Here is a 20,009-nt window from a genome sequence, read left to right as displayed (position 1 = left end):
CTTGTTTCTGCCTGGAATACGCAGAATCACCGCCGCGAGACGTGGGTTGCGACGTGACACTTGGCTGGGCTGACTACGTCTCACGGCACAAACCAAGTCGCGGTCAGGGACGTCAGCGGACGGATGCCGCGAGGGCCAGCACGCGCTCGACGGACGCGTCTTCCCCGACCGAGATCCGGATGCCGTCGCCGGAGAACGGCCGCACGATCAGGTCGGCCTCGACGAACGCCGCCGCGACCTGGTCGGTCCGCTCGCCGGTGGGCAGCCAGACGAAGTTGCCCTGGGCATCCGGCACGTCCCAGCCCTGTGCACGCAGACCGTCGCGCAGACGCGTGCGGCGCTCGACGATCACGGCGACGCGCTCGCGCAGTTCGGTCTCGGCATCCAGGCTCGCGATCGCGGCCCGCTCGGCCGCCGAGGTGACGGACAGCGGGATGCCGGTGCTGCGCGCCGCATCCAGAACCCGCGGGTGACCGATCGCGTAGCCGATGCGGAGCCCGGCGAGGCCGAACGCCTTCGAGAACGTCCGCAGCACCACGACGTTGGGGTGCGTCTCGAAGACGCGCTCGGCCAGGCCGTCCACGGCGCCGGGCGCCGTGACGAACTCGGCGTACGCCTCGTCGAGGATGATGAGGACGTCGGAGGGGACGCGTGCGACGAATGCCGCGAACTCGCTGCTGGTGACGATCGGGCCCGTGGGGTTGTTCGGGGTGCAGACGATGATCGCTCGGGTGCGGTCGGTGACGGCATCCGCCATCGCGTCGAGGTCGTGGGTCGCGTCGGCGCGCAGCGGCACGGGCACCGACATGGCGCCGGCGATCAGCGGGATGCCGGGGTACGCCTCGAACGAACGCCAGGCGTAGATCACCTCATCGCCGGCGGATGCCGCGGCCACCACGAGCTGATACAGGATCGACACGGAACCGGCTGCGACGTGCACGGCATCGGGCTCGACGCCGTACCGCTCCCCCAGCCGGTCGCGGAGGGCGCCGGCGGAGGCATCAGGGTAGCGGTTGACGGGGACCGTGCTCTGCATCGCCGCGACGACGGACGGCAGCGGGTCGAACGGGTTCTCGTTGCTGGAGAGCTTGAACGCGTCGGCGCCGGCCTGCTTCCCCTGCCTATACGGCGGAAGAGCGGCGATCTCTGGGCGGATGCGGGGCAGCTGGGGCTCGGTCACGCTCTGAAGTCTACGAGCGACGCGAGAGTCCGAGTGGTCCCACTTGGACTTGGTGCGCCCGTCGCGCACACCCGCCCGGTCTGATCGGACGGCCTGCACAGGGCCGCATGCGAGAGTTGATGCCGTGAAACACGGATGGGTGCGCGAACTCCTCGGCTGGCTGAGTGCGGCGGCGATCGCGGTGATCGTCACGGGGCAGGTCGCGTCGACCGCCCGGGCCGACCTGCTGCTGAGGGACGGCGACTCGCTGGTCGTGCCGATGTTCGTTCGCTCGATCCTGGAGGGCCAGGGCTGGGACTGGGCGATGTCGACGGTCCTGTTCCTGCCGGAGTCCGCGATGTTCGCGCTGCTGCGGCTCGCTCTGCCGATCGGCATCGACGCACTGCTGCTCGTGAACGCGGTCGTCAACGTCCTCGCCCTGTACGGCGCCGTGCGGCTCGTCGCGGGTCGCCGCGGCCCTGAGAGGGCGCCGGTCGCGTGGTCGGTGACGGCTGTCGCCGCGTTCGGCGTGATCGCCGTCACCGAGCTGAGCGCGTCGCGTGAATCGTTGGAGCTGGCATCGCTGCTGCTCACCACCACGTACTACTCCGCCACGGTGATCGCGGTGATCTGCTCGATCGGCATCGCGCGACGCGTGTGCGATCGCCCTGGTCGCCGACGAGGCATGCTGATCGTGCTCGGCGTCGTGGCCGCGCTGACGACGCTCTCCAACCCGCTGTATCTGGTCTGGGCGACTGTGCCCATCGGCGTCGTCCTGGGGTTCGCGGCTCTGCGCGCGAACGACCGTCCCCGCATGCTCGCGCTGCTCTGGTGGCTCGTGGGCGGCACGATCGTGGGCCTCCTCGGTCGTATTCCGCTCACGGCATGGATCGAGAACTCCGGTCTCGGGTACGCGAAACCGCAGCTCTGGCCCGAGTCGGCGGCGTACTACGGAGGCCTGGTCGTCGAGCGGCTGTCGACGCCGCTGGGCTGGGTCGGTGCGGTCGTCATCGCCGGCCTTCTGGTGCTCGCCGTTCGCCGCACCGTGCGGGCGTCGACACGAGGGCAGCGCCTGGTCGCGGCATCCGCCTGGATGCTGCCGCTGCTGGTCGTGATCGGCGCGATCGCGCTCGGCACCAACGCGGCGCGCTATCTTGAGCCGGTCGTGTTCGCTCCGCTTCTCGCCCTCGTCGCCGACCCGAAGACGCTGCGCCTCCTCTCCCCCGCCATGGCGCGGATCGCGACCGCGATCGTCGCGGTCCTCCTGCTCGTCGGGGCCGGCCTCAGCGTCCCCCGGATCGTCCACGCCGCGACGGCGCCCGACGAAGACCTCGCCTGCGTCGTCTCCTGGATCGACGAGTCGGATCAGGTCGGCGCCGGTCAGTTCTGGACAGCGCGGCTGCCGAAGTTGCATCTCGAGGACCCCTCGCAGCTCGTGCAGGTCGACCATCGCCTCAACGGCTACTCGTGGCTCGTGAACCGTCGCGATTTCGACAGCACGGCGGTGAGCTTCCTCCTCGCCGACGACCAGACCGTGAATTGGCAGCTGTCGCTCGGGGCCATGCAGGTCGACGTCGTCGAATGCGGTCGCTACGTGATCTACGACCTCGCCCCCGAGGAGGTCCCGCTCGGGTTCCCGCACTCCTGACGGAGCATCCGCGGATGCCAGCAGGGGGCGCAATCGGCCGCATCCGCACCGCTGAGGCGACCACGTGCGCCACCTGCACCTCGTCCGGCACGCAGCGCACCTCCGCAGGAATCGCGATCGGCCGCGTCACGCCCGCCGAAGCGACCAATCGCGCCACCCCGCGAGCCGTTTCGATGCCCGACGCGGGTTCAGCGCGCGGCGGGCATCGCCGTCGTCGTGCCGACGCGGAAGCGGCAGGTCAGGTGCTGTGATGCCGCACCCTCGCCGCGCAGCATCCGGGTGACCTGCTCCCCCGCCGCCCGACCCTTCTGAGTCGCCGGTTGGACGGACGTCGTGAGGATGTGCGGCCCGAGCCCGTCGACCGTGACTCCGTCGAAACCGGTGACCGAGATGTCCTGCGGCACCCGCAGGCCGCGCTCCTCGGCGGCGCGGATGACGCCGGCGGCCAACAGATCGCTCTGCGCGAGCACGGCGGTCGGGCGCGACTCGGGGCCGGCGAGCAGAGCGCGGCCGGCGATGAGCCCCTCATCGATCGAACTGTGCGCCGCCGAGACGGCCGGGGCGTCGGGGAACACCTCGCGCACGCCGTCGAGTCGGTCGATGGTGACCTCGACGGTCGCCGACGCGAGGCGCTCCGGCGTCACCGGTCCGCGTCCGTGCGAACTGTCCAGCGGCAGCGTGAGCACTGCGACGTCGCGATGCCCGAGGCCGTGGACGTGTCGCGCGACGTCGCGCGCGGCATCCCGGTTATCAAGTGTGATCTGGGGAATTCCCTCCCCCGCATCGCCTTCGATGACGACGACCGGGATGCCGCGGCCGCGTACGATCTCGACCGAGGCCATCGTCCGACCGGACCACCCGATCAGCACGACGGCGTCGACCGGAGCATTGGTCAGGTTGGCGGCCGCGGCCGTCGCGTCCTCCCGGAGCAGCAGCACGGCGGCGCCGAGTTCCGCGAGCCCGTCGGTGATGCCGTCCATCATGGCGATCGTCACCGGATCCAGGAAGACGGTCCGCAGCGGACCCTCAAGCACCACAGCGACGATGCCGCTGCGTCCGGTGCGCAGCGATGCGGCGCGGGGATCGGGTCCCGCATAGCCGAGGGAGGCCGCGGCGGCCAGCACCTTCTCGCGCGTGGCCTGAGCCACCTGGGCCTTGCCGCTGAACACCACGGATGCCGTGGACGGCGCGACCCCGGCGGCGCGTGCGACATCGGCGATCGTCGCGCGACGGGGGGCAGGGTCCATGCTTCGAGGATATATGGACCGCGTTTCCACCGCTCGAATCGATTCGATACGCTGGAGCCATGGATGCCGAACTGATCCGGTCGCAGTACGTGCGGTGGCGCAATGCGATCTTCGCGATCTTCCTCGCCAGCGGTGTGTCGATCGCGACCTGGGCGGCCCGCGTCCCGGACATCAAGGTCGCGCTCGACATCGACAACGCCCAGATCGGTCTGCTCCTGCTCGGCATGGGCATCGCCTCGATCCTCGGCATCTCCACGAGTCCCGCTGTGATGGCGCGCACGGGTGCGCGCCGCGGCATGCTGGGCCTGTTGATCATGCTGTCGGTCGGCATCGCACTCGTCGGCCTCGGTACGACCGTGCTCGGTTCGTTCCCCGTGGTCATCGTCGGGCTCGCGCTGTTCGGCTTCGGCAACGGATGCCTCGACGTCATGATGAACGTCGAAGCCACCGCCATCGAGCAGCACGCGGGAAAGACCATCCTGCCGCTGTTCCACGCGTTCTTCAGCTTCGGCACCGTGATCGGCGCCGGCGTGGCCTGGGCGGCGGCCAGCCTGCACGTGACCGTCGCACCGCACGCGGGCCTGGTGGCGGCGCTGATCCTCATCACCGCCTTCGTCAGCATCGCGAACGTGCCGAACCGCGAGGAGACCCTCGATCCCGCCGAGCCGGGGGAGAAGCCGCACTGGCGCGAGCGGATGCACGTCGCACTGTCCGCCTGGCGCGAGCCGCGCACCTATGTCCTCGGCGTCGTGATGCTCGGCATGGCCTTCGCGGAGGGCGGCGCGAACGACTGGCTCGCGCTCGGCGTGAGCGAAGATCACGGTGCCGGGCCCGGCACCGGAGCGGCCGCTCTCACCGTCTTCTCTGTCGCCATGACAACAGTGCGCGTCTTCGGCGGCCCGCTCGTCGACCGCTTCGGCCGGGTGGCCGTGCTGCGCGTGCTCGCCGTGTCGGCCACGGCCGGCATCGTGCTGTTCATCCTGGCGCCGACGCTGCCGCTGGTCTTCGTGGGCGCAGCGCTCTGGGGGATCGGCGCCTCCCTCGGCTTCCCGCTCGGGATGTCGGCTGCCGCGGATGACCCGGCCAAGGCCGCCGCCCGCGTGAGTGCCGCGGCGACGATCGGCTACGCCGCGTTCCTGTGCGGCCCGCCGATCCTGGGTCTGATCAGCGAACAGATCGGGTTGCTGAACACGCTGTACATCCTGGCCGTCCTGGTCGCGGCATCCGGCCTGGCATCGGGCGCGGCCCGTCCGCTGACCGATGCCGAGAAGACTCCGGTGCGCTGACCTCGACGGCCCTCCCGGCGAAACTTTCGACTTCCGGTCGACCACTGGTCCGCACGGACTCGCGAAATCCGACTACGCTTGCCGATAGTTTCGAAGGAGCGACATGGTCAAAGCGCGTGCGACGATCGCCGACATCGCCGCGGAGGTGGGCGTCTCCGTCCCGACCGTGTCGAAGGTGCTCAACGGCCGCGCCGACGTCGCGGAGGCGACCCGCATCCGGGTGGAGCAGGCGCTGTCGCGTCACGAGTACCGCAAACCGGTCAGCTCGCGTCCGACGGGCTCGCGGGCGAGCGCACCGCGTCTGCTCGATCTCGTGTTCCACGAGGGCGACAACCTCTGGGCGCAGGAGATCATCAACGGCGTCGAGCGCATCTCGGGACCGGAGCGCGTCGGCGTCGTGCTCTCGGGTCTCGGCGGACAGCATCGGCCCCCGCAGGAGTGGATCGACGACGTGATGGCCCGCCGGCCGCTCGGGGTGCTTCTCGTGCTCTCCGGGCTCGACGCGACCCAGCGCCATCAGCTCCACTCGCGGGCGATCCCGTTCGTCGTCCTCGACACGCAGGGCAACCCGCCGACGGATGTGCCGACGGTCGGCTCGAACAACTGGAACGGCGGGTTCGTCGCGACGCAGCACCTCATCGGACTGGGTCATCGCCGCATCGGAGTGATCATGGGCCCCTCCGACGTGCTGTGCTCGCGGGCCAGGGTGGACGGATTCCGCAGCGCGCATGACGACGCGGGTCTTCCGTTCGACCCGGCGCTCGTCCGCTGGGGCGAGTTCACCCCCGGCTCCGGATTCCATCATGCGAGGGAGATGCTGGCGGGACCCGCTCGGCCGACCGCCATCTTCGCGGGGTCCGATGACGTCGCGATCGGCATCGCCCGCGCCGCACGGGAGCACGGCCTGCGCATCCCCGAGGATCTCTCGGTCGTCGGCTACGACAACCTGCCGATCACCGAGTGGATGAGCCCGCCGCTGACGACCGTCAACCAGCCGTTGCGCGAGATGGGCAGCCTGGCCGCGCAGATGCTGCTCACCCTCGCCGAGGGCCGTACGCCCAGTTCCACGCGCGTGGATCTGATGACCGAACTCGTCGTGCGAGATTCCACCGCACCCCCTGCCACCGTCTGACCACCGCCACCCCGCCATCGTCCGAGAACTGGAGCGAAGATGCCCGCCGAGACCACCTCCGTCGCCACCGCCCTGCCCACCGCAGCCCCGGAGGCGCACGGCCTGCGCACCGCGGAGTTGCGCCGTCTGATCGACGAGCTCGAGGCCGGCGGTCTCGACCCGCATGCGCTGCTGATCGCCCGCCACGGCCACGTGCTGTTCCGGGGTACCTGGGCGCCGTGGGATGCCGAGACCCCCGCACTGGTCTATTCGGTCTCCAAGACGTTCACGGCCATCGCGATCGGTTTCCTGGCGGACGACGGGCTGATCGATGTCGACGCGCCCGTGGATCGCTACCTCGATGAGCCGAACCCGCACGGCATCACCGTGAAGCACCTCCTGACGATGAACACCGGGCACAGCCGCGAGCAGACGACGGAGCTGCCGTTCTCGGTCCGGTCACTGCTCACGATCCCCGGGGACTTCGCACCAGGCACCCATTTCGCCTACAACTCGCCGGCCAGCTTCACGCTCTCGGCGATCGTCACGGCCGTCAGCGGGGAATCTCTCTCCGACTTCCTGCGGCCGCGGCTGCTCGATCCGCTCGGCATCGGACCCCGATGGTGGATACCGCTCGACGGCCTCGACCAGGGCTTCTCCGGCCTGCACCTGACGGTCGAGGACCTGACCAGACTCACGATCTGCCTCGCGGACGGCGGCCGCTTCGGGGGTCGCCAGGTCGTCCCCGTCTCGTTTGTCCAGGATGCGGTCGAGCCGTGGTCGGACACCCGCGACCCCGCGGATCCGGAATCCGAGCTCGGCGACTGGGGACGCGGCTACGGCTACCAGCTCTGGCTCAGCCGCCGAGGCTACCGCCTGGACGGCGCCTACGGACAGTTCGGCGTCGTCGTCCCCGAGCGCGGCATCGCGATCGCCTATCAGGGCGCGACCACCGAGGCCCACCGCACGCTCGATGCGCTGCTGCGCCTCGTCGACGCATTCTCCGATTCCCCGGTCGAGGGGGAGAGCGTCGAACTCGGCGCGGAGGGCCTGGACTCATGGTCCGCGCGCGACCTGCTCGCGTCGACGGATCCGGTCGAGAATGCTGAGGGCTGGACGCTCGACGACGCGGGCACCGATCGGTGGCGGCTCACGATCCCGGATGCTGGGGCGATCGATGTCGGGCCTGACGCGTGGACGCGCGCGACGCTCGGGGCCGGCGACGCGTCGCTCCTGGTGGCCGGGCGCGGCGAGCGCCGGACCGACGGATCCGTACTCGTGCATGTGGTCGTGCCGTCATCCCCTCATCGAGTGATCCTCGTGCGCGACGACGCCGGTCTGCAGGTGCGGTGGCACACGACCCCGCTGTGGCGTCCGATCATCGACACGCTCCACCTGCCCGAGCGGGTCGCCAGACGGACTCCGACGCCGTGAGGACGAAGTAGGCTCGACGGGTGCGTCTCGTCATCGCCCGCTGCTCGGTCGACTACACCGGTCGGCTCAATGCCCATCTCCCGCTCGCCACGCGCCTGCTGGTGCACAAGGGCGACGGCAGCCTGCTCGTGCACTCCGACGGCGGCAGCTACAAACCGCTGAACTGGATGAGCCCGCCCTGCTCGCTGGCGACCGAGGAACCGGGGGAGGAGGAGTCCTCCGCCGGTGTCGTGGAGGTCTGGCGAGTGACCCACAAGAAGACCGGTGACGCCCTGCGCGTGCAGATCTACGAGATCCTGCACGACACGAACCACGACCTCGGCATCGACCCCGGCCTGCAGAAGGACGGCGTCGAGGCCGACCTGCAGCGTCTGCTCGCCGAGCAGGTCGAGCTGGTCAGCGAAGGCGCCACGCTGGTCCGCCGCGAGTACCCCACGGCGATCGGCCCCGTCGACCTGATGGTGCGCGATGCCGCAGGCGCCGCGATCGCGGTCGAGATCAAGCGCCGCGGCGACATCGACGGCGTCGAGCAGCTCACGCGCTACCTCGAGCTGCTGGGACGCGACCCGCACCTCGCTCCCGTGCAGGGCGTCTTCGCCGCGCAGGAGATCAAGCCGCAGGCGAGGGTCCTCGCGGAGGACCGCGGCATCCGCTGCCTGGTGCTCGACTACGAGGCCATGAAGGGCATCGAATCGGGCGTCCCCCGGCTGTTCTGACGGCGCGCGCTCGCCCGGATCGGATGAGACGAGCGAGCTGCCCGCGCCCACAGGTGGGATGATTCCGCGGTCGGAGTGGGACTCCGCTACCCCGCGGGAGGGGCCTGTGAACACACTGGCGGCGATGCGCGATGCGGTCTTCTTCGAAGGACCGGAGGCCGGGAGGCGGTACTCGCGCTTCTGGCTGCTGATCGTCCTGGCGAGCATCATCGCCGCGGCAGGCCTGGTCGCAGACTCGACCGCGACCGTGATCGGCGCGATGATCGTCGCACCGCTCATGACCCCGATCCTCGGCGTGGTCCTCGCGACCGTCCTCGGCAGCCGTCACAACCTCGCCCGCTGCTGGACGCTCGTGATCCTGGGGGCGCTGTCAGCCGTGGCGATCGGCTACCTCGTGGGTCTCGTCGTCCCGTCGCCGATCATCGCGCTGAACAACTCGCAGGTCTCGGGGCGTATCGCCCCGCATCTGATCGACCTGCTCGCCGCGCTCGCGACCGGCGTCGTCGGTGCGGTGGCCCTCGTGCGCAAGGACATCTCGGACACGCTGCCCGGCGTGGCGATCGCGATCTCACTCGTGCCCCCGCTGAGCGTCGTGGGTCTGACGCTCGAGTCCGGCGCGTGGTCGGAGGCCGGCGGGGCACTTCTGCTGTTCGCGACCAACGTGGCGGCGATCCTCGGCTCCGGCATCATCGTCCTCGCTCCCTTCCGCGGCAGATGGCAGGGGCTGGCCGACGAGGATGCCGTCGGCCAGGCGCGCCCCTACCGATCGCTGATCTCGATCATCGTCTCGCTCGCGATCATCGCGATCCCGCTCGCCACGACGTCGGTGCGCTTCTCGACCGACGCCCTCATGGAAGCCCGCATCCGCCAGGCCGCCGAGCCATGGGCGGAGGATGCGGACTGGCAGATCGACGGACTCACCGTGAGCGGGGGAGAGGCCGAGATCACGCTCACGGGTGCTCCGCCGATGCCCGACACCGCCGACCTCGAACAGGCGCTGCGCGCCGCCGGTGTCTCGCCGTCCGATGTCGACGTCGAGTTCGTGCCCGCGTACCGCATCGAGCTGGGCGACGAGCCGGCGCAGTGACGCCGCGCCTCTAGGCTGGAGGCATGCCCCATTCCCTGTATACCTGTGTGCTGTGGGATGTCGATGGCACCATCGCCGACGCGACACCAGGCATCTTCCCGCGGCTCCTGGAAGTGCTGGCGACATTCGGGCAGCCGGCACCGGATCCGGCGTCGCTGTCGCGCTGGGTGGGTCCGCCGATGTACGAGTCGTTCCAGACGCTCGCGGGGCTGAGCGCGCTGCAGGCCGAGGACGCGCTGACCCGCTATCGCGAACTCGCCGCCCGTGACGGCTACGCCGCGTCCGTCGACATCTACCCCGGGGTCGCGGATGTCATCCGCGCCGTCGCGGCGGCGGGTGTCCCCCAGGCGACCGCCAGCACCAAGCCCGAGAACCAGGTGCGCGCGATCCTCGAGCACAACGAACTGCTCGGCCTCTTCACCGCGATCTCCGGCGCCCGCAGCGGCACCATCGGACGCAGCGACAGCAAGGCGGACGTGCTCGGGTGGGCGCTGGAGCGTCTGCAGGCGGCAGGTGCCGACGTCTCGAAGCCGGTGCTCATCGGCGACCGGCACCACGATGTCGAGGGCGCGGCCGTCTACGGCATCCCCGTCATCTTCGCGGAGTGGGGTTTCGGCGAAGAATCCGAAGGCGACGCGGCCGCGTTCCGCGCGGCCGACACCGCCGCCCTGCAGGCTCTCCTGCTCACGGACTGACCGCACCGGGCCCCGAAAGCACAGAACTCCCCGCCGGATGCGCGGATCCGCGCCCCGGTGGGGAGTTCTGTGAGAATCGCCTCAGAGGGGGCGAATGTTCTCGGCCTGCAGGCCCTTGGGACCCTGCGCCACATCGAACTCGACGCGCTGGTTCTCGTCGAGCGAGCGGTAGCCGGATGACTCGATGGCGGAGTAGTGCGCGAACACGTCGGCGCCTCCGTCGTCGGGGGAGATGAAGCCGAAGCCCTTCTCCGAGTTGAACCACTTGACCGTGCCCTGGGTGCTCATGTACTGCCGTTCTGCTGAATCAAAGCGTCGACGCAGGGGTGCCCCGACACGGCTAACGCTAGTGGAGCCGGGCGCCGGCGGAAACGGGCAGGCCGAAGAAGGTAACCCAAATGTTGCATGCGCGACTTGCGCAGGACGCGCGCGAGCCCCCTCGGCAAATGGTGTGGCCCTCACCGCGGGGGGAGCGATGAGGGCCAGAAGACGACCGGAGGGTGCGTCGGATACAGCCTAACCCGATTTCGGGAATCTTGTCCCCCATTTGGGGGACAAATCTCGAAAATCGTGGGATGATGACTCGATACGACACTCTCGCACAGCAACGGCAACCGACCTGAACGAGAACGTCGAACGCATGTGTGGATCGTCGGCTCTGGGGAGAACCGGCCGTCTCGTGGGGTAGACGGTGCGATCGTTCCCGTTGCACATGCACCTTCACCATCGGGGGAGGATGGACGGCCGCGTTCCCGGTCTCAGACCGGCCTCGCGGTCGATGAAGGTCGGGAGGCCCATCGGGTCGCAGGTTTCGGGAGGGGCACGGGCGCACAGCACGGATCTGACATCCGTCGCCCGCCTCCCCCGCAACCGCGCCGGATCCGCTAACGCCTGGCGCCCGTGCCGTCAACCCCGTCGACCCTTCCGGCCTGTTCACGCAGAGTAGGTGCTCCGAACGAAGGAGGATGACATGGGCATCGATGACAAGGCGAAGAACGCCGCCGAGAAGGTCGCCGGACACGTCAAGGAGACTGCCGGAAAGGTCACCGACAACGAGAAGCTCGAAGCCGAGGGCCGTGCGCAGCAGGCGAAGGCCGACGTCAAGCAGGCGGGCGAGAACGTCAAGGACGCGGTCAAGGAGTAATCCCGAAGAAGGGGATGCTGCCATGACCCGCTTCGGGGTCGAGGAAGAGTACTTCTTCCTCGACCCCGACTCTCTCGCCCCCACGGCTTCGGGCCGTGGCATGAAGCGCGTGCTGTCGGATGCCGGAGTCCCCGGGACCTTCAGCAGCGAGTTCCTCACCTGCCAGCTGGAGTACGCCACGTCCCCCCTGAACACGCTCGACGAGGCCCGCACCCAGTTGATGCTGGCGAGGGCAGCGGCCGCCGAGATCGCAGCGGGCGAGGACAGCATCCTCGGACCGGTCGGAACACCGTTCGGCACAGGGGATGGGCATGTGTCGCCCTCGGCCCGCTACCGGGAGATCGCCCGCTGGCTGGCCGACATCGCCGGCGGCCACCACGTCTGCGGGTGCCACGTGCATGTCGAGATCGAAGACGACGAGGCGCGAGTTCGAGCGCTGAACAGATTGCGCCCCTGGCTTCCGGTCCTGCTCGCGCTCGGGGGCAACGCCCCGTTCTGGCACGCCCGCATCACCGGATTCCGCAGCTGGCGGACGGTTCTGATGCGTCGACTGCCGACCATGGGATGCCCGCCGCTGTTCCGCGACCACGAGCACTATCGTCGGCATCTCGACCAGCTCATCCGCCTGCGCGCCTCGCCGGACGCGGCATCCCTGGCGTGGGCGGCGCGCCTGTCGGATCACTATCCGACGGTCGAGACGCGGGTGTTCGACACGCAGCTCGACCCGGAGGACACTCTTCTTCTGGTGGCGCTGACCCGAGCCATCCTGACCACCGAGGACCTCACAGTCCTCCCGCTCGACGCCGACCTCGTCGACGGCGCGCTCTGGATGGCGGCCAGGGAGGGAATGAACGCGGCCCTCATCGACCCTGTGACGGGGGAGGTTTCCAGCGCCCGGATGCTGCTGCAGGATCTGCTGCTGCTCGTCGGGCCCCAGCTCGAGCAGGCGGGGGATGTCGCGTTCGTCCATGATCGGATCGCGTTCATGCGAGCCGAGGGCACAGGAGCGGAGCGCCAGCTCGCGGCCCTGCGCTCAGGCGGAGTGCCCGGCCTCGCCGCGCTCGTGGGCGGCAGGACCGGGCACTCGACACACGCGGCGTGACTCACGCGACCGCGTTGATGACCCCCGTCAGGATCAGCGTGATGAGGGTCGTCCATCCGACGATCGCCACGGCCTGCCAGATCAGGATGCGTGCCTTGCCGATTCCGGCAGCGGCGAGCATCGTCGCCGTGAAGTGCGTGGGCAGCAGCAGAGGTCCGAGAAGGCTCACCCCGGGGACGCCATAGCGCTCGAACGCCCGCTGGAACTTCGCCGCCCGCGCCGCCTTGCGCTCGCTTCCGTCCGTCACCGCAGTCGACGGAGCGGCCTCGAGGGTCGACCCCGATCCGACCGCGACCACCTCGCGGGCTTCGACCTTGGCGCGGTGCCGGGACACCACGGCATCCCTGGCTCCGGAGCTGAGCAGCACCAGGATCGCCACGCACACGAAGTTGCCGACGATGCCGGCGACGGCTGCCACGACGGGAGGGATGCCGCCGATGATGCCGATCGCTGCGGCACCCTCGCCCTCAATGAACGGGACGGCGCCCGCGGCCGCCACGATGAGCGGCTGGACGAACTCGGGAACCTGGGCGACGAGGTCCTGGAAGGTTTCGATGAGGCTCATGACGTTCTCCTGTCTCGGGCCGCAGCGGCGGTCCCGCTCGGCATGACACCAGTCCATCGCCTCGCTCGGCGATGCAGAAGTGTGCGGCTGTCATCGGGTTCCGGGCAGTGCGCACCCCGAACGGGTGACAACTGTCATGGCCGTAATGTGGTGCGCATGACGACTCCGAGCACACCCCGCACGGATGCCGGAACCGCAGCCACCAGCGCCCGACGCCTCGCCAGGGGGATCTCGGCGACGTGGTGGTACACGGTGTCCGCGGTGATCTTCCTCGAGTTCATGCTCGTGCTCCTGGCGACGGCAACCGTCGTCGAGGCAGGTCTCGGATCAGCGGCCGTCGCCGTCATCGGCATCGGCGGGCTGCTGTGGTGGGCCGCGACGCTCCTGCTGCTGGTCCAGTACCGGCACAGGGACGACGCCGCGGGTACGGGCCCCTGGCAACGCATCGCCCTTCCGCTGGCGATCGCGGTGGCCTACGCCACGGCGGCCGGGCTGGCCTCGGGGCTGTGGATCGTGGCCGGGTTCGCGGTCTTCCAGCCGCTCGTCCTGCTCAACTGGCCGCGCGGTGTGCGGCTGCGGCTGGTCATCGCCGTCACCGCGGTGCTGATCGGACTGTGGATCCTGGACCGCAACGCCGGGACGCTGGAACCGATCACCGAGTCCAGTGGGTGGATGCTCGCCGTCTTCTCGATCCTGCTGCCCTCGATGTCGGTCCTGTCGCTGTGGTGGTGGGACGTGCTGATCACGCTCGACCGCGCCCGCGCCGCCGAATCGCGGCTCGGCGCCACGCAGGAGCGTCTGCGCGTCGCGACCGACGTGCACGATCTGCAGGGCCACCACCTGCAGGTCATCGCCCTGCAGCTCGAACTCGCGGAAAGACTGATGGCGAAGGATCCCGCCGCCGCGCTCGATCAGATCCGGCTCGCGAGAACCAGTGTGGACGAGGCTCGGCAGGGCACCCGCGACCTCGCGCTGCGCTTCCGCTCCGTGCCGCTGCGCGATGAGATCGCGAACGCGGTCGATCTGCTGCGGGCAGCCGGCACGCCGGCCGAGTCGGCGGTGGATGCCGCGGCCGACGCCGCTCCGGCATCCGTCCTGGGGCCGGTGATCCGCGAGACCACCACCAACGTCCTGCGCCACGGCGGGGGCAAATGGGCCCGTCTGTCTTTGACGCGCGTCGCCGGTGCGTGGCGGTACGAGATCGCCAACGACGTCGGAGCATCCTCCTCCGATGCCGATGACACCGGTTCGGGGCTGGACGGGATCGCCCGACGAGCCGCCGAAGCGGGCGGAACCGTGGAGATCGACCGCGGACGCGGCGAGTTCACCGTCGTCGTGACCGTGCCGGAGGGGGAGCGGTGATCCGGGTGCTCGTGGCCGACGACGAGGCGATGATCCGATCGGCTCTCGCCGCGCTGCTGAACCTCGAGGACGACATCGAGATCGTGGCGGAGTGCGCGAACGGCACGGAGGCGGTGGCGGAAGCGCTCCGCCTCGCGCCGGACATCTGCCTGCTGGACCTGGAGATGCCGGGGCTGGACGGCGTCGAGGTCGCCGAGCGTCTGTCGCGTTCCGCGACAGCGCGGTGCATCGTCGTGACCCGGCATGCCCGGCCAGGTGTGCTGCGGCGCGCGCTGGCCTCCGGGGTCGCGGGATTCCTGCCGAAGTCCCGCGGCGCCGGCGAGGTCGCCGAGGTGATCCGGCGCGTGGCGGCCGGTGCGCGCTACGTCGATCCGGAGGTGGCGGCCGACGCGCTGAGCGACGAGCGCTCTCCGCTGACCGACCGCGAACTCGACGTGCTGAGGGCCGGTCGCCGCGGCGAGACGACGGGTCAGATCGCGCGGTCGCTGTCGCTCGCCCCTGGAACGGTGCGCAATCACATCTCCGCCGTGCTCGGCAAGCTGCATGTCGCCACGCGACAGCAGGCCGTGCTGCTCGCGGAGGAGCGCGGCTGGATCTGACCCGTCCGGGCGTCCGGGTCCGGTCGCTGCCGTTCCCGGCATCCGTCCCTCGGTCAGAAGCCCGGGCCCGGGTCAGCGGTCGAGGACCGCGCGGGTGGACGCCTCCGGTCGCAGGTCCAGTCGACGCAGCAGCTGCGCGTTCAACGCCACGACGATCGTCGACAGCGACATGAGGATCGCGCCCACGGACATCGGCAGCACGAACCCGATCGGCGCGAGGACGCCGGCGGCGAGCGGGACGGACAGCAGGTTGTACCCGGCTGCCCACCAGAGGTTCTGCTTCATCTTGCGGTACGCGGCTCGGGACAGCTCGATCACGGAGAGCACCGACCGAGGATCGTCGCTGGCGAGTATCACCCCGGCCGAGGCGATCGCGACATCCGTGCCGGCGCCGATCGCGAGTCCGACGTCGGTCTGAGCCAGTGCAGGGGCGTCGTTGACGCCGTCGCCGACCATCGCGACCTTGCGGCCCTCGCGCTGCAGCTTCTGCACGGTCGCCGCCTTGTCCTCCGGGCGCACGCCCGCGAAGAACCGGTCGACGCCGAGTTCGTCCGCGACCGAGCGGGCGACGGCCTCGGCATCCCCGGTGATCATGACGACCTGGATCCCGAGCGCATGCAGCGCGTCGACTGCATCCCGCGATTCGGGGCGCACCTCGTCCGCGAGCTTGAGCGCTCCGACCACGACGCCGTCACGCAGGACGTGCAGGATGATCGCGCCGTCCGCGCGCCACGTGTCGGCGACGGAGAGTTCGGCGGCGCCTTCCTCGGTGAGCAGGTGCGGACCGCCGACGCGGACGACAGAACCCGAGACCGTCGCCGTCACGCCGACCGCGGGGGAGGAAGTGAAATCCGTGCTCGCGGGAACACGGAGCCCTCGTTCGGCGGCGCTGCGGACGATCGCCTTCGCGAGCGGATGCTCGCTGTCGGCCTCCGCGGCCGCGGCGAGCGCGAGCACATCATCTTCGTCATCGCCGTCGATGACGAAGACCTCGCTCACCACCGGCTCACCCTTGGTCAGGGTTCCGGTCTTGTCGAACAGGACCGTGTCGACGGTGCGCATGCTCTCGAGCGCCAGGCGGTCCTTGACGAGCACCCCGCCGCGCGCGGCCCGCTCGGTCGCGATCGAGACGACCAGCGGGATGGCGAGTCCGAGCGCGTGGGGGCAGGCGATCACGAGGACCGTGATGGTGCGGATCACGGCTTCGTCCGGCATCCCGACCAGCGTCCAGATGACAGCCGTGAGGATGCCGGCGCCCAGCGCGAACCAGAACAGCCAGCCCGCTGCGGTGTCGGCCAGGCGCTGCGCCCGTGAGGACGAGTTCTGCGCCTCGGTCACCAGCCGCTGGATGCCGGCGAGCGCCGTGTCCTCGCCCGTCGCCGTCACCTCGACCCGCAGGCCGGAGTCTGTGGCCACCGTGCCCGCTGTCACGTCGTCGCCGACGCCGCGGGTCACGGTGCGGGACTCGCCGGTGATCATCGACTCGTCCATCGCAGCGCGGCCGTCGACGATGCGGCCGTCGGCCGGGATGCTTCCGCCCGGCCGGACCACGACCACGTCGCCGACCGCGAGATCGGTGGGGGAGACGACGACGACCTCGCCGCCTTCGACGCGCTCTGCCTCGTCCGGGAGGAGCGCTGCGAGCGAGTCGAGAGCCGAGGTCGTCTGAGCCAGCGAGCGCATCTCGATCCAGTGGCCGAGGAGCATGATGACGATCAGCAGCGCGAGCTCCCACCAGAAGTCGAGCTCGTGGTGCAGGATGCCGAGGGTCGCGCCCCAGGATGCGAGGAATGCCACCGTGATGGCCAGGCCGATCAGGAGCATCATGCCCGGTTTGCGGGCGCGCAGTTCGCTGACGGCGCCGGTGAGGAACGGTCGCCCGCCCCATACGTACATCACCGTGCCGAGGATCGGTGAGACCCAGGCCAGACCGGGGATGTCGGGGAGGGTGTAGCCGAGGATCATCGCGAACATCCCGGACAGGGCGACGGTCGGCACGGCCAGGATCAGCATGATCCAGAACAGCTTCCGGAACTGGGCGACGTGATCCCCGTGCCCGCCGTGTCCGGAGTGGTCCGCGTGCCCGGAGTGCTCGTCGTGCCCCGCGTGCCCACCATGCCCTTCGTGCTCGTTCATGTCCCGCATGATGCATCCCTTCCGACTCTCGTGCTCCTCCGACGGCCGGGTCGTGCGGTGCTCCAAGAGCCCCGCACGACCGACTCAGTTCACGCCGCCGCGACGTACTTCGCGGGGTCCGCGTCGAATTTCGGCGCGCACCCGGCGCAGCAGAAGTAGTACCGCTCGCCTTCATGGTCTCGGTAGAGACCGGCGGCTTCGGCATCCGACTTCGCGACGCTTCCGCCCATGACGACGCACACGGCGACGTCGATCGCGCTCGAGGCGAGCAGATCCTTGCGGCCCGCCGCATCGACGGTGGCGCTTCCGCCGACGCTGCAGCAGGATCCGGCTGATGTCTCGGACATGGGGTGTTCCTCTCGGTGGTGTGGATCGGCGATGGTCGCCGCGGGGTCAGGCATCCGTCGCCTGGCTGCGGAAGGACCGCAGACGCAGACTGTTGCCGACGACGAACACGCTGGAGAACGCCATGGCGGCTCCGGCGAGCATGGGATTGAGCAGGCCGAGCGCCGCGAGCGGGATCGCCGCGACGTTGTAGGCGAAGGCCCAGAACAGATTGCCCTTGATGGTGCCGAGCGTGCGGCGCGACAGGCGGATCGCGTCGGCCGCGCTTCGGAGATCACCGCGGACCAGCGTGATGTCGCTCGCTTCGATCGCGACGTCGGTGCCGGTTCCCATCGCGAGGCCCAGGTCGGCCTGTGCGAGGGCCGCGGCGTCGTTGACGCCGTCTCCGACCATCGCCACGACCTTCCCCTCCGCCTGCAGTCGGGTGACGACGTCGACCTTGTCGGCGGGCAGCACCTCGGCGATCACGGTGTCGATGCCGACCTCGGCCGCGATCTGCTCGGCGGCGGCGCGGTTGTCGCCGGTGAGCAGGATCGGCGTGAGACCGAGGGCCTTCAGCTGGGCGATCGCCCGGGCGCTGGTGGGCTTGACGGCATCCGACACCACGAGGATGCCGCGGGCCTGACCGTCCCAGCCGACGGCGATGGCCGTGCGACCCTGCCGTTCGGCCTCGCTCTTCGCGGCCGACAGCGCGGCGGGGAGGGGCTGCGCCCAGTCCGCCAGCAGCGATTCGCGGCCGACGAGCACCCCGTGCCGTTCGACGACGCCCTGCACGCCCTTGCCCTCGATGTTGGTGAAGTCCTCGGGGACGGGGAGCGTGCCGAGCTCCTGGGTGGCTGCCTTCGCGATTGCCTGCGCGATCGGGTGCTCCGAGGCATCCTCCAGCGCTCCGGCGAGGCGCAGCAGATCGGCGCGATCCACGCCGTCGGCGGTGTGCACGTCGACGAGCGTCATGCGACCGGTCGTGACCGTGCCCGTCTTGTCGAGCACGATCGTGTCGACCTTGCGCGTGGACTCGAGGACCTCGGGGCCCTTGATGAGGATGCCCATCTGCGCCCCGCGACCGGTGCCGACCAGCAGAGCGGTCGGGGTTGCCAGTCCGAGCGCGCACGGGCACGCGATGATCAGGACCGCGACGGCGGCGGTGAAGGCGGCGGACGCGGGGAATCCTGCACCCAGCCAGGCGCCGAGCGTCACCACGGCGATCGCGATGACGATCGGCACGAAGATCCCGGACACCTTGTCTGCAAGACGCTGCACGTCGGCCTTGCCGGACTGCGCGTCCTCGACGAGCTTCGCCATCTGCGCGAGCTGGGTGTCGGCGCCGACGCGGGTGGTGCGGACGACGAGACGGCCGCCGGCGTTCACGGTCGCGCCGGTGACGGCATCCCCTGGACCGACCTCGACGGGAACGGACTCGCCCGTCAGCATGGAGGCGTCGACGGCGGAGGTTCCGGAGACGACGATTCCGTCGGTGGCGATCTTCTCGCCCGGCCGCACGATGAATTCGTCGCCCACCGTCAAGTCCGTGATCGGGATGCGGGTCTCGACGCCGTTTCGCAACACGGCGACGTCCTTCGCGCCGAGTTCGAGCAGGGCGCGCAGCGCCGCTCCGGCCTGACGCTTCGAGCGCTTCTCGAAGTAGCGCCCGGCGAGGATGAACGTCGTCACCCCGGCGCCGACCTCGAGGTAGATGTTGGCGGCGCCGTCGCTCGGAGCCACGGTCAGCTCGAACGCGTGCGTCATGCCCGGAACACCGGCGGTTCCGAGGAACAGCGCATACAGCGACCACGCGAACGCCGCGATCGTGCCCATCGAGATGAGCGTGTCCATCGTGGCCGCGCCGTGACGGAGGTTCGTCCACGCCGCCTTGTGGAACGGCCAGGCACCCCACACGATCACCGGGGCCGCGAGCGTGAGCGACAGCCACTGCCAGTACGGGAACTGCAGCGCCGGGATCATCGCCATCGCGATGACCGGCACCGTCAGCACGGCGGACACGATCAGTCGGTTGCGCAGGCCTGTGAGCTCGGCATCCGGAGCGTCCTCGTCGTCGGCCTCGCGGCTGTCGGAGGGCGGAGTGGGGAGCTCGGCGGTGTAGCCGGTCTTCTCGACCTCCGCGATGAGCAGCGCCGTGTCGAAGCCGGCGGGGGCCGTGACCTTCGCCTTCTCGGTCGCGTAGTTCACGGTGGCCGTCACGCCGTCGAGCCGGTTGAGCTTCTTCTCGATGCGCATGGCGCACGAGGCGCACGTCATGCCGCCGATCTCCAGCTCGACGCTGGCGACGTCGCTTGTCGTGTCGCTCATGTGTGTCTCCTCAGGATCGGTTCGCGAGAAATCACTCCCCGCGCGAGAAACCACTCCAGTGGTGGT

At 69.9% G+C, this 20,009-nt stretch carries 18 protein-coding genes; 11 read left to right on the top strand and 7 right to left on the bottom strand.

The features are described from left to right. Window positions 1-112: 112 nt before the first annotated feature. Window positions 113-1,180, bottom strand: a complete 1,068-nt coding sequence (locus tag OED01_RS00295) for a histidinol-phosphate transaminase (protein ID WP_264156396.1) — start codon at window positions 1,178-1,180, stop codon at window positions 113-115. A 124-nt stretch (window positions 1,181-1,304) separates the two neighbouring features. Between OED01_RS00295 and OED01_RS00290 the strand changes: the two genes are divergently transcribed. After that, a complete protein-coding gene (locus OED01_RS00290) occupies window positions 1,305-2,807 on the top strand; it encodes a hypothetical protein (RefSeq protein WP_264156395.1) in 1,503 nt (500 codons plus the stop codon). A 188-nt stretch (window positions 2,808-2,995) separates the two neighbouring features. Here the strand turns inward: OED01_RS00290 and OED01_RS00285 are convergent, their stop codons facing one another. Further along, window positions 2,996-4,054 (bottom strand): LacI family DNA-binding transcriptional regulator, encoded by a 1,059-nt coding sequence (locus OED01_RS00285; RefSeq protein WP_264156394.1) that lies wholly within the window; start codon window positions 4,052-4,054, stop codon window positions 2,996-2,998. A 59-nt stretch (window positions 4,055-4,113) separates the two neighbouring features. Here OED01_RS00285 and OED01_RS00280 point away from each other — a divergent pair, with 59 nt between their 5' ends. The 6 genes from OED01_RS00280 to OED01_RS00255 all read left to right on the top strand — a co-directional run bounded on the left by OED01_RS00280 (window position 4,114) and on the right by OED01_RS00255 (window position 10,383). After that, a complete protein-coding gene (locus OED01_RS00280) occupies window positions 4,114-5,340 on the top strand; it encodes an MFS transporter (protein WP_264156393.1) in 1,227 nt (408 codons plus the stop codon). A 103-nt stretch (window positions 5,341-5,443) separates the two neighbouring features. Then, window positions 5,444-6,472 (top strand): LacI family DNA-binding transcriptional regulator, encoded by a 1,029-nt coding sequence (locus OED01_RS00275; protein WP_264156392.1) that lies wholly within the window; start codon window positions 5,444-5,446, stop codon window positions 6,470-6,472. Window positions 6,473-6,511: 39 nt separating this feature from the next. Beyond that, on the top strand, window positions 6,512-7,885 hold the full coding sequence (locus tag OED01_RS00270) for a serine hydrolase domain-containing protein (protein ID WP_264156391.1): 1,374 nt from the start codon (window positions 6,512-6,514) through the stop codon (window positions 7,883-7,885). A 20-nt stretch (window positions 7,886-7,905) separates the two neighbouring features. Continuing rightward, the gene (gene nucS, locus OED01_RS00265; RefSeq protein WP_264156390.1) at window positions 7,906-8,601 is read left to right on the top strand and encodes an endonuclease NucS; all 696 of its coding nucleotides are present in this window, start codon (window positions 7,906-7,908) and stop codon (window positions 8,599-8,601) included. A 124-nt stretch (window positions 8,602-8,725) separates the two neighbouring features. Further along, a complete protein-coding gene (locus OED01_RS00260) occupies window positions 8,726-9,688 on the top strand; it encodes a DUF389 domain-containing protein (RefSeq protein WP_264156389.1) in 963 nt (320 codons plus the stop codon). 23 nt (window positions 9,689-9,711) lie between these two features. Continuing rightward, window positions 9,712-10,383 carry an HAD hydrolase-like protein gene (locus OED01_RS00255; RefSeq protein ID WP_264156388.1) on the top strand — a complete coding sequence of 224 codons (672 nt, stop codon included), beginning with the start codon at window positions 9,712-9,714 and terminating at the stop codon, window positions 10,381-10,383. An 81-nt stretch (window positions 10,384-10,464) separates the two neighbouring features. On the opposite strand, the gene OED01_RS00250 is transcribed toward OED01_RS00255, so the two are convergent. Beyond that, window positions 10,465-10,671 (bottom strand): cold-shock protein, encoded by a 207-nt coding sequence (locus OED01_RS00250; RefSeq protein WP_046014597.1) that lies wholly within the window; start codon window positions 10,669-10,671, stop codon window positions 10,465-10,467. Window positions 10,672-11,353: 682 nt separating this feature from the next. Between OED01_RS00250 and OED01_RS00245 the strand changes: the two genes are divergently transcribed. Together OED01_RS00245 and OED01_RS00240 are read left to right on the top strand one after the other, a co-directional pair. Beyond that, window positions 11,354-11,527: a CsbD family protein gene (locus OED01_RS00245; protein WP_264156387.1), complete on the top strand. Its 174-nt coding sequence runs from the start codon at window positions 11,354-11,356 to the stop codon at window positions 11,525-11,527. Window positions 11,528-11,549: 22 nt separating this feature from the next. Then, a complete protein-coding gene (locus OED01_RS00240; protein ID WP_264156386.1) occupies window positions 11,550-12,629 on the top strand; it encodes a carboxylate-amine ligase in 1,080 nt (359 codons plus the stop codon). A 1-nt stretch (window position 12,630) separates the two neighbouring features. Here the strand turns inward: OED01_RS00240 and OED01_RS00235 are convergent, their stop codons facing one another. Next, a complete protein-coding gene (locus OED01_RS00235; RefSeq protein ID WP_264156385.1) occupies window positions 12,631-13,194 on the bottom strand; it encodes a small multidrug efflux protein in 564 nt (187 codons plus the stop codon). 156 nt (window positions 13,195-13,350) lie between these two features. Here OED01_RS00235 and OED01_RS00230 point away from each other — a divergent pair, with 156 nt between their 5' ends. Then, window positions 13,351-14,556, top strand: a complete 1,206-nt coding sequence (locus OED01_RS00230) for a sensor histidine kinase (RefSeq protein WP_264156384.1) — start codon at window positions 13,351-13,353, stop codon at window positions 14,554-14,556. Next, window positions 14,553-15,155 (top strand): response regulator transcription factor, encoded by a 603-nt coding sequence (locus OED01_RS00225; RefSeq protein ID WP_264156383.1) that lies wholly within the window; start codon window positions 14,553-14,555, stop codon window positions 15,153-15,155. Before OED01_RS00230 ends, OED01_RS00225 begins: the two co-directional genes overlap by 4 nt. 72 nt (window positions 15,156-15,227) lie before the next feature. Here OED01_RS00225 and OED01_RS00220 read toward each other — a convergent pair whose 3' ends face one another. The 3 genes from OED01_RS00220 to OED01_RS00210 form a co-directional block, all read right to left on the bottom strand. Further along, window positions 15,228-17,300 (bottom strand): heavy metal translocating P-type ATPase, encoded by a 2,073-nt coding sequence (locus tag OED01_RS00220; RefSeq protein WP_413231595.1) that lies wholly within the window; start codon window positions 17,298-17,300, stop codon window positions 15,228-15,230. A gap of 80 nt (window positions 17,301-17,380) precedes the next feature. Further along, a complete protein-coding gene (locus tag OED01_RS00215; RefSeq protein WP_264156381.1) occupies window positions 17,381-17,638 on the bottom strand; it encodes a YHS domain-containing protein in 258 nt (85 codons plus the stop codon). A 46-nt stretch (window positions 17,639-17,684) separates the two neighbouring features. Continuing rightward, the gene (locus OED01_RS00210) at window positions 17,685-19,943 is read right to left on the bottom strand and encodes a heavy metal translocating P-type ATPase (protein ID WP_264156380.1); all 2,259 of its coding nucleotides are present in this window, start codon (window positions 19,941-19,943) and stop codon (window positions 17,685-17,687) included. Window positions 19,944-20,009: the final 66 nt, after the last annotated feature.

The sequence above is a fragment of the Microbacterium sp. M28 genome, from assembly GCF_025836995.1.
Classification (GTDB): domain Bacteria; phylum Actinomycetota; class Actinomycetes; order Actinomycetales; family Microbacteriaceae; genus Microbacterium.
Note: the sequence above shows the minus strand (reverse complement) of the source record. Positions and strands in the feature narration are given on the sequence as shown.

Bases quoted from the DNA above. Each gene is read 5' to 3' on its own strand.
- OED01_RS00285 (WP_264156394.1), bottom strand. From the start codon at position 4,054: ATGGACCCTGCCCCCCGTCGCGCGACGATCGCCGATGTCGCACGCGCC.
- OED01_RS00280 (WP_264156393.1), top strand. From the start codon at position 4,114: ATGGATGCCGAACTGATCCGGTCGCAGTACGTGCGGTGGCGCAATGCG.
- OED01_RS00275 (WP_264156392.1), top strand. From the start codon at position 5,444: ATGGTCAAAGCGCGTGCGACGATCGCCGACATCGCCGCGGAGGTGGGC.
- OED01_RS00270 (WP_264156391.1), top strand. From the start codon at position 6,512: ATGCCCGCCGAGACCACCTCCGTCGCCACCGCCCTGCCCACCGCAGCC.
- OED01_RS00260 (WP_264156389.1), top strand. From the start codon at position 8,726: ATGCGCGATGCGGTCTTCTTCGAAGGACCGGAGGCCGGGAGGCGGTAC.
- OED01_RS00255 (WP_264156388.1), top strand. From the start codon at position 9,712: ATGCCCCATTCCCTGTATACCTGTGTGCTGTGGGATGTCGATGGCACC.
- OED01_RS00250 (WP_046014597.1), bottom strand. From the start codon at position 10,671: ATGAGCACCCAGGGCACGGTCAAGTGGTTCAACTCGGAGAAGGGCTTC.
- OED01_RS00245 (WP_264156387.1), top strand. From the start codon at position 11,354: ATGGGCATCGATGACAAGGCGAAGAACGCCGCCGAGAAGGTCGCCGGA.
- OED01_RS00240 (WP_264156386.1), top strand. From the start codon at position 11,550: ATGACCCGCTTCGGGGTCGAGGAAGAGTACTTCTTCCTCGACCCCGAC.
- OED01_RS00235 (WP_264156385.1), bottom strand. From the start codon at position 13,194: ATGAGCCTCATCGAAACCTTCCAGGACCTCGTCGCCCAGGTTCCCGAG.
- OED01_RS00230 (WP_264156384.1), top strand. From the start codon at position 13,351: ATGACGACTCCGAGCACACCCCGCACGGATGCCGGAACCGCAGCCACC.
- OED01_RS00220 (WP_413231595.1), bottom strand. From the start codon at position 17,300: ATGCGGGACATGAACGAGCACGAAGGGCATGGTGGGCACGCGGGGCAC.
- OED01_RS00215 (WP_264156381.1), bottom strand. From the start codon at position 17,638: ATGTCCGAGACATCAGCCGGATCCTGCTGCAGCGTCGGCGGAAGCGCC.
- OED01_RS00210 (WP_264156380.1), bottom strand. From the start codon at position 19,943: ATGAGCGACACGACAAGCGACGTCGCCAGCGTCGAGCTGGAGATCGGC.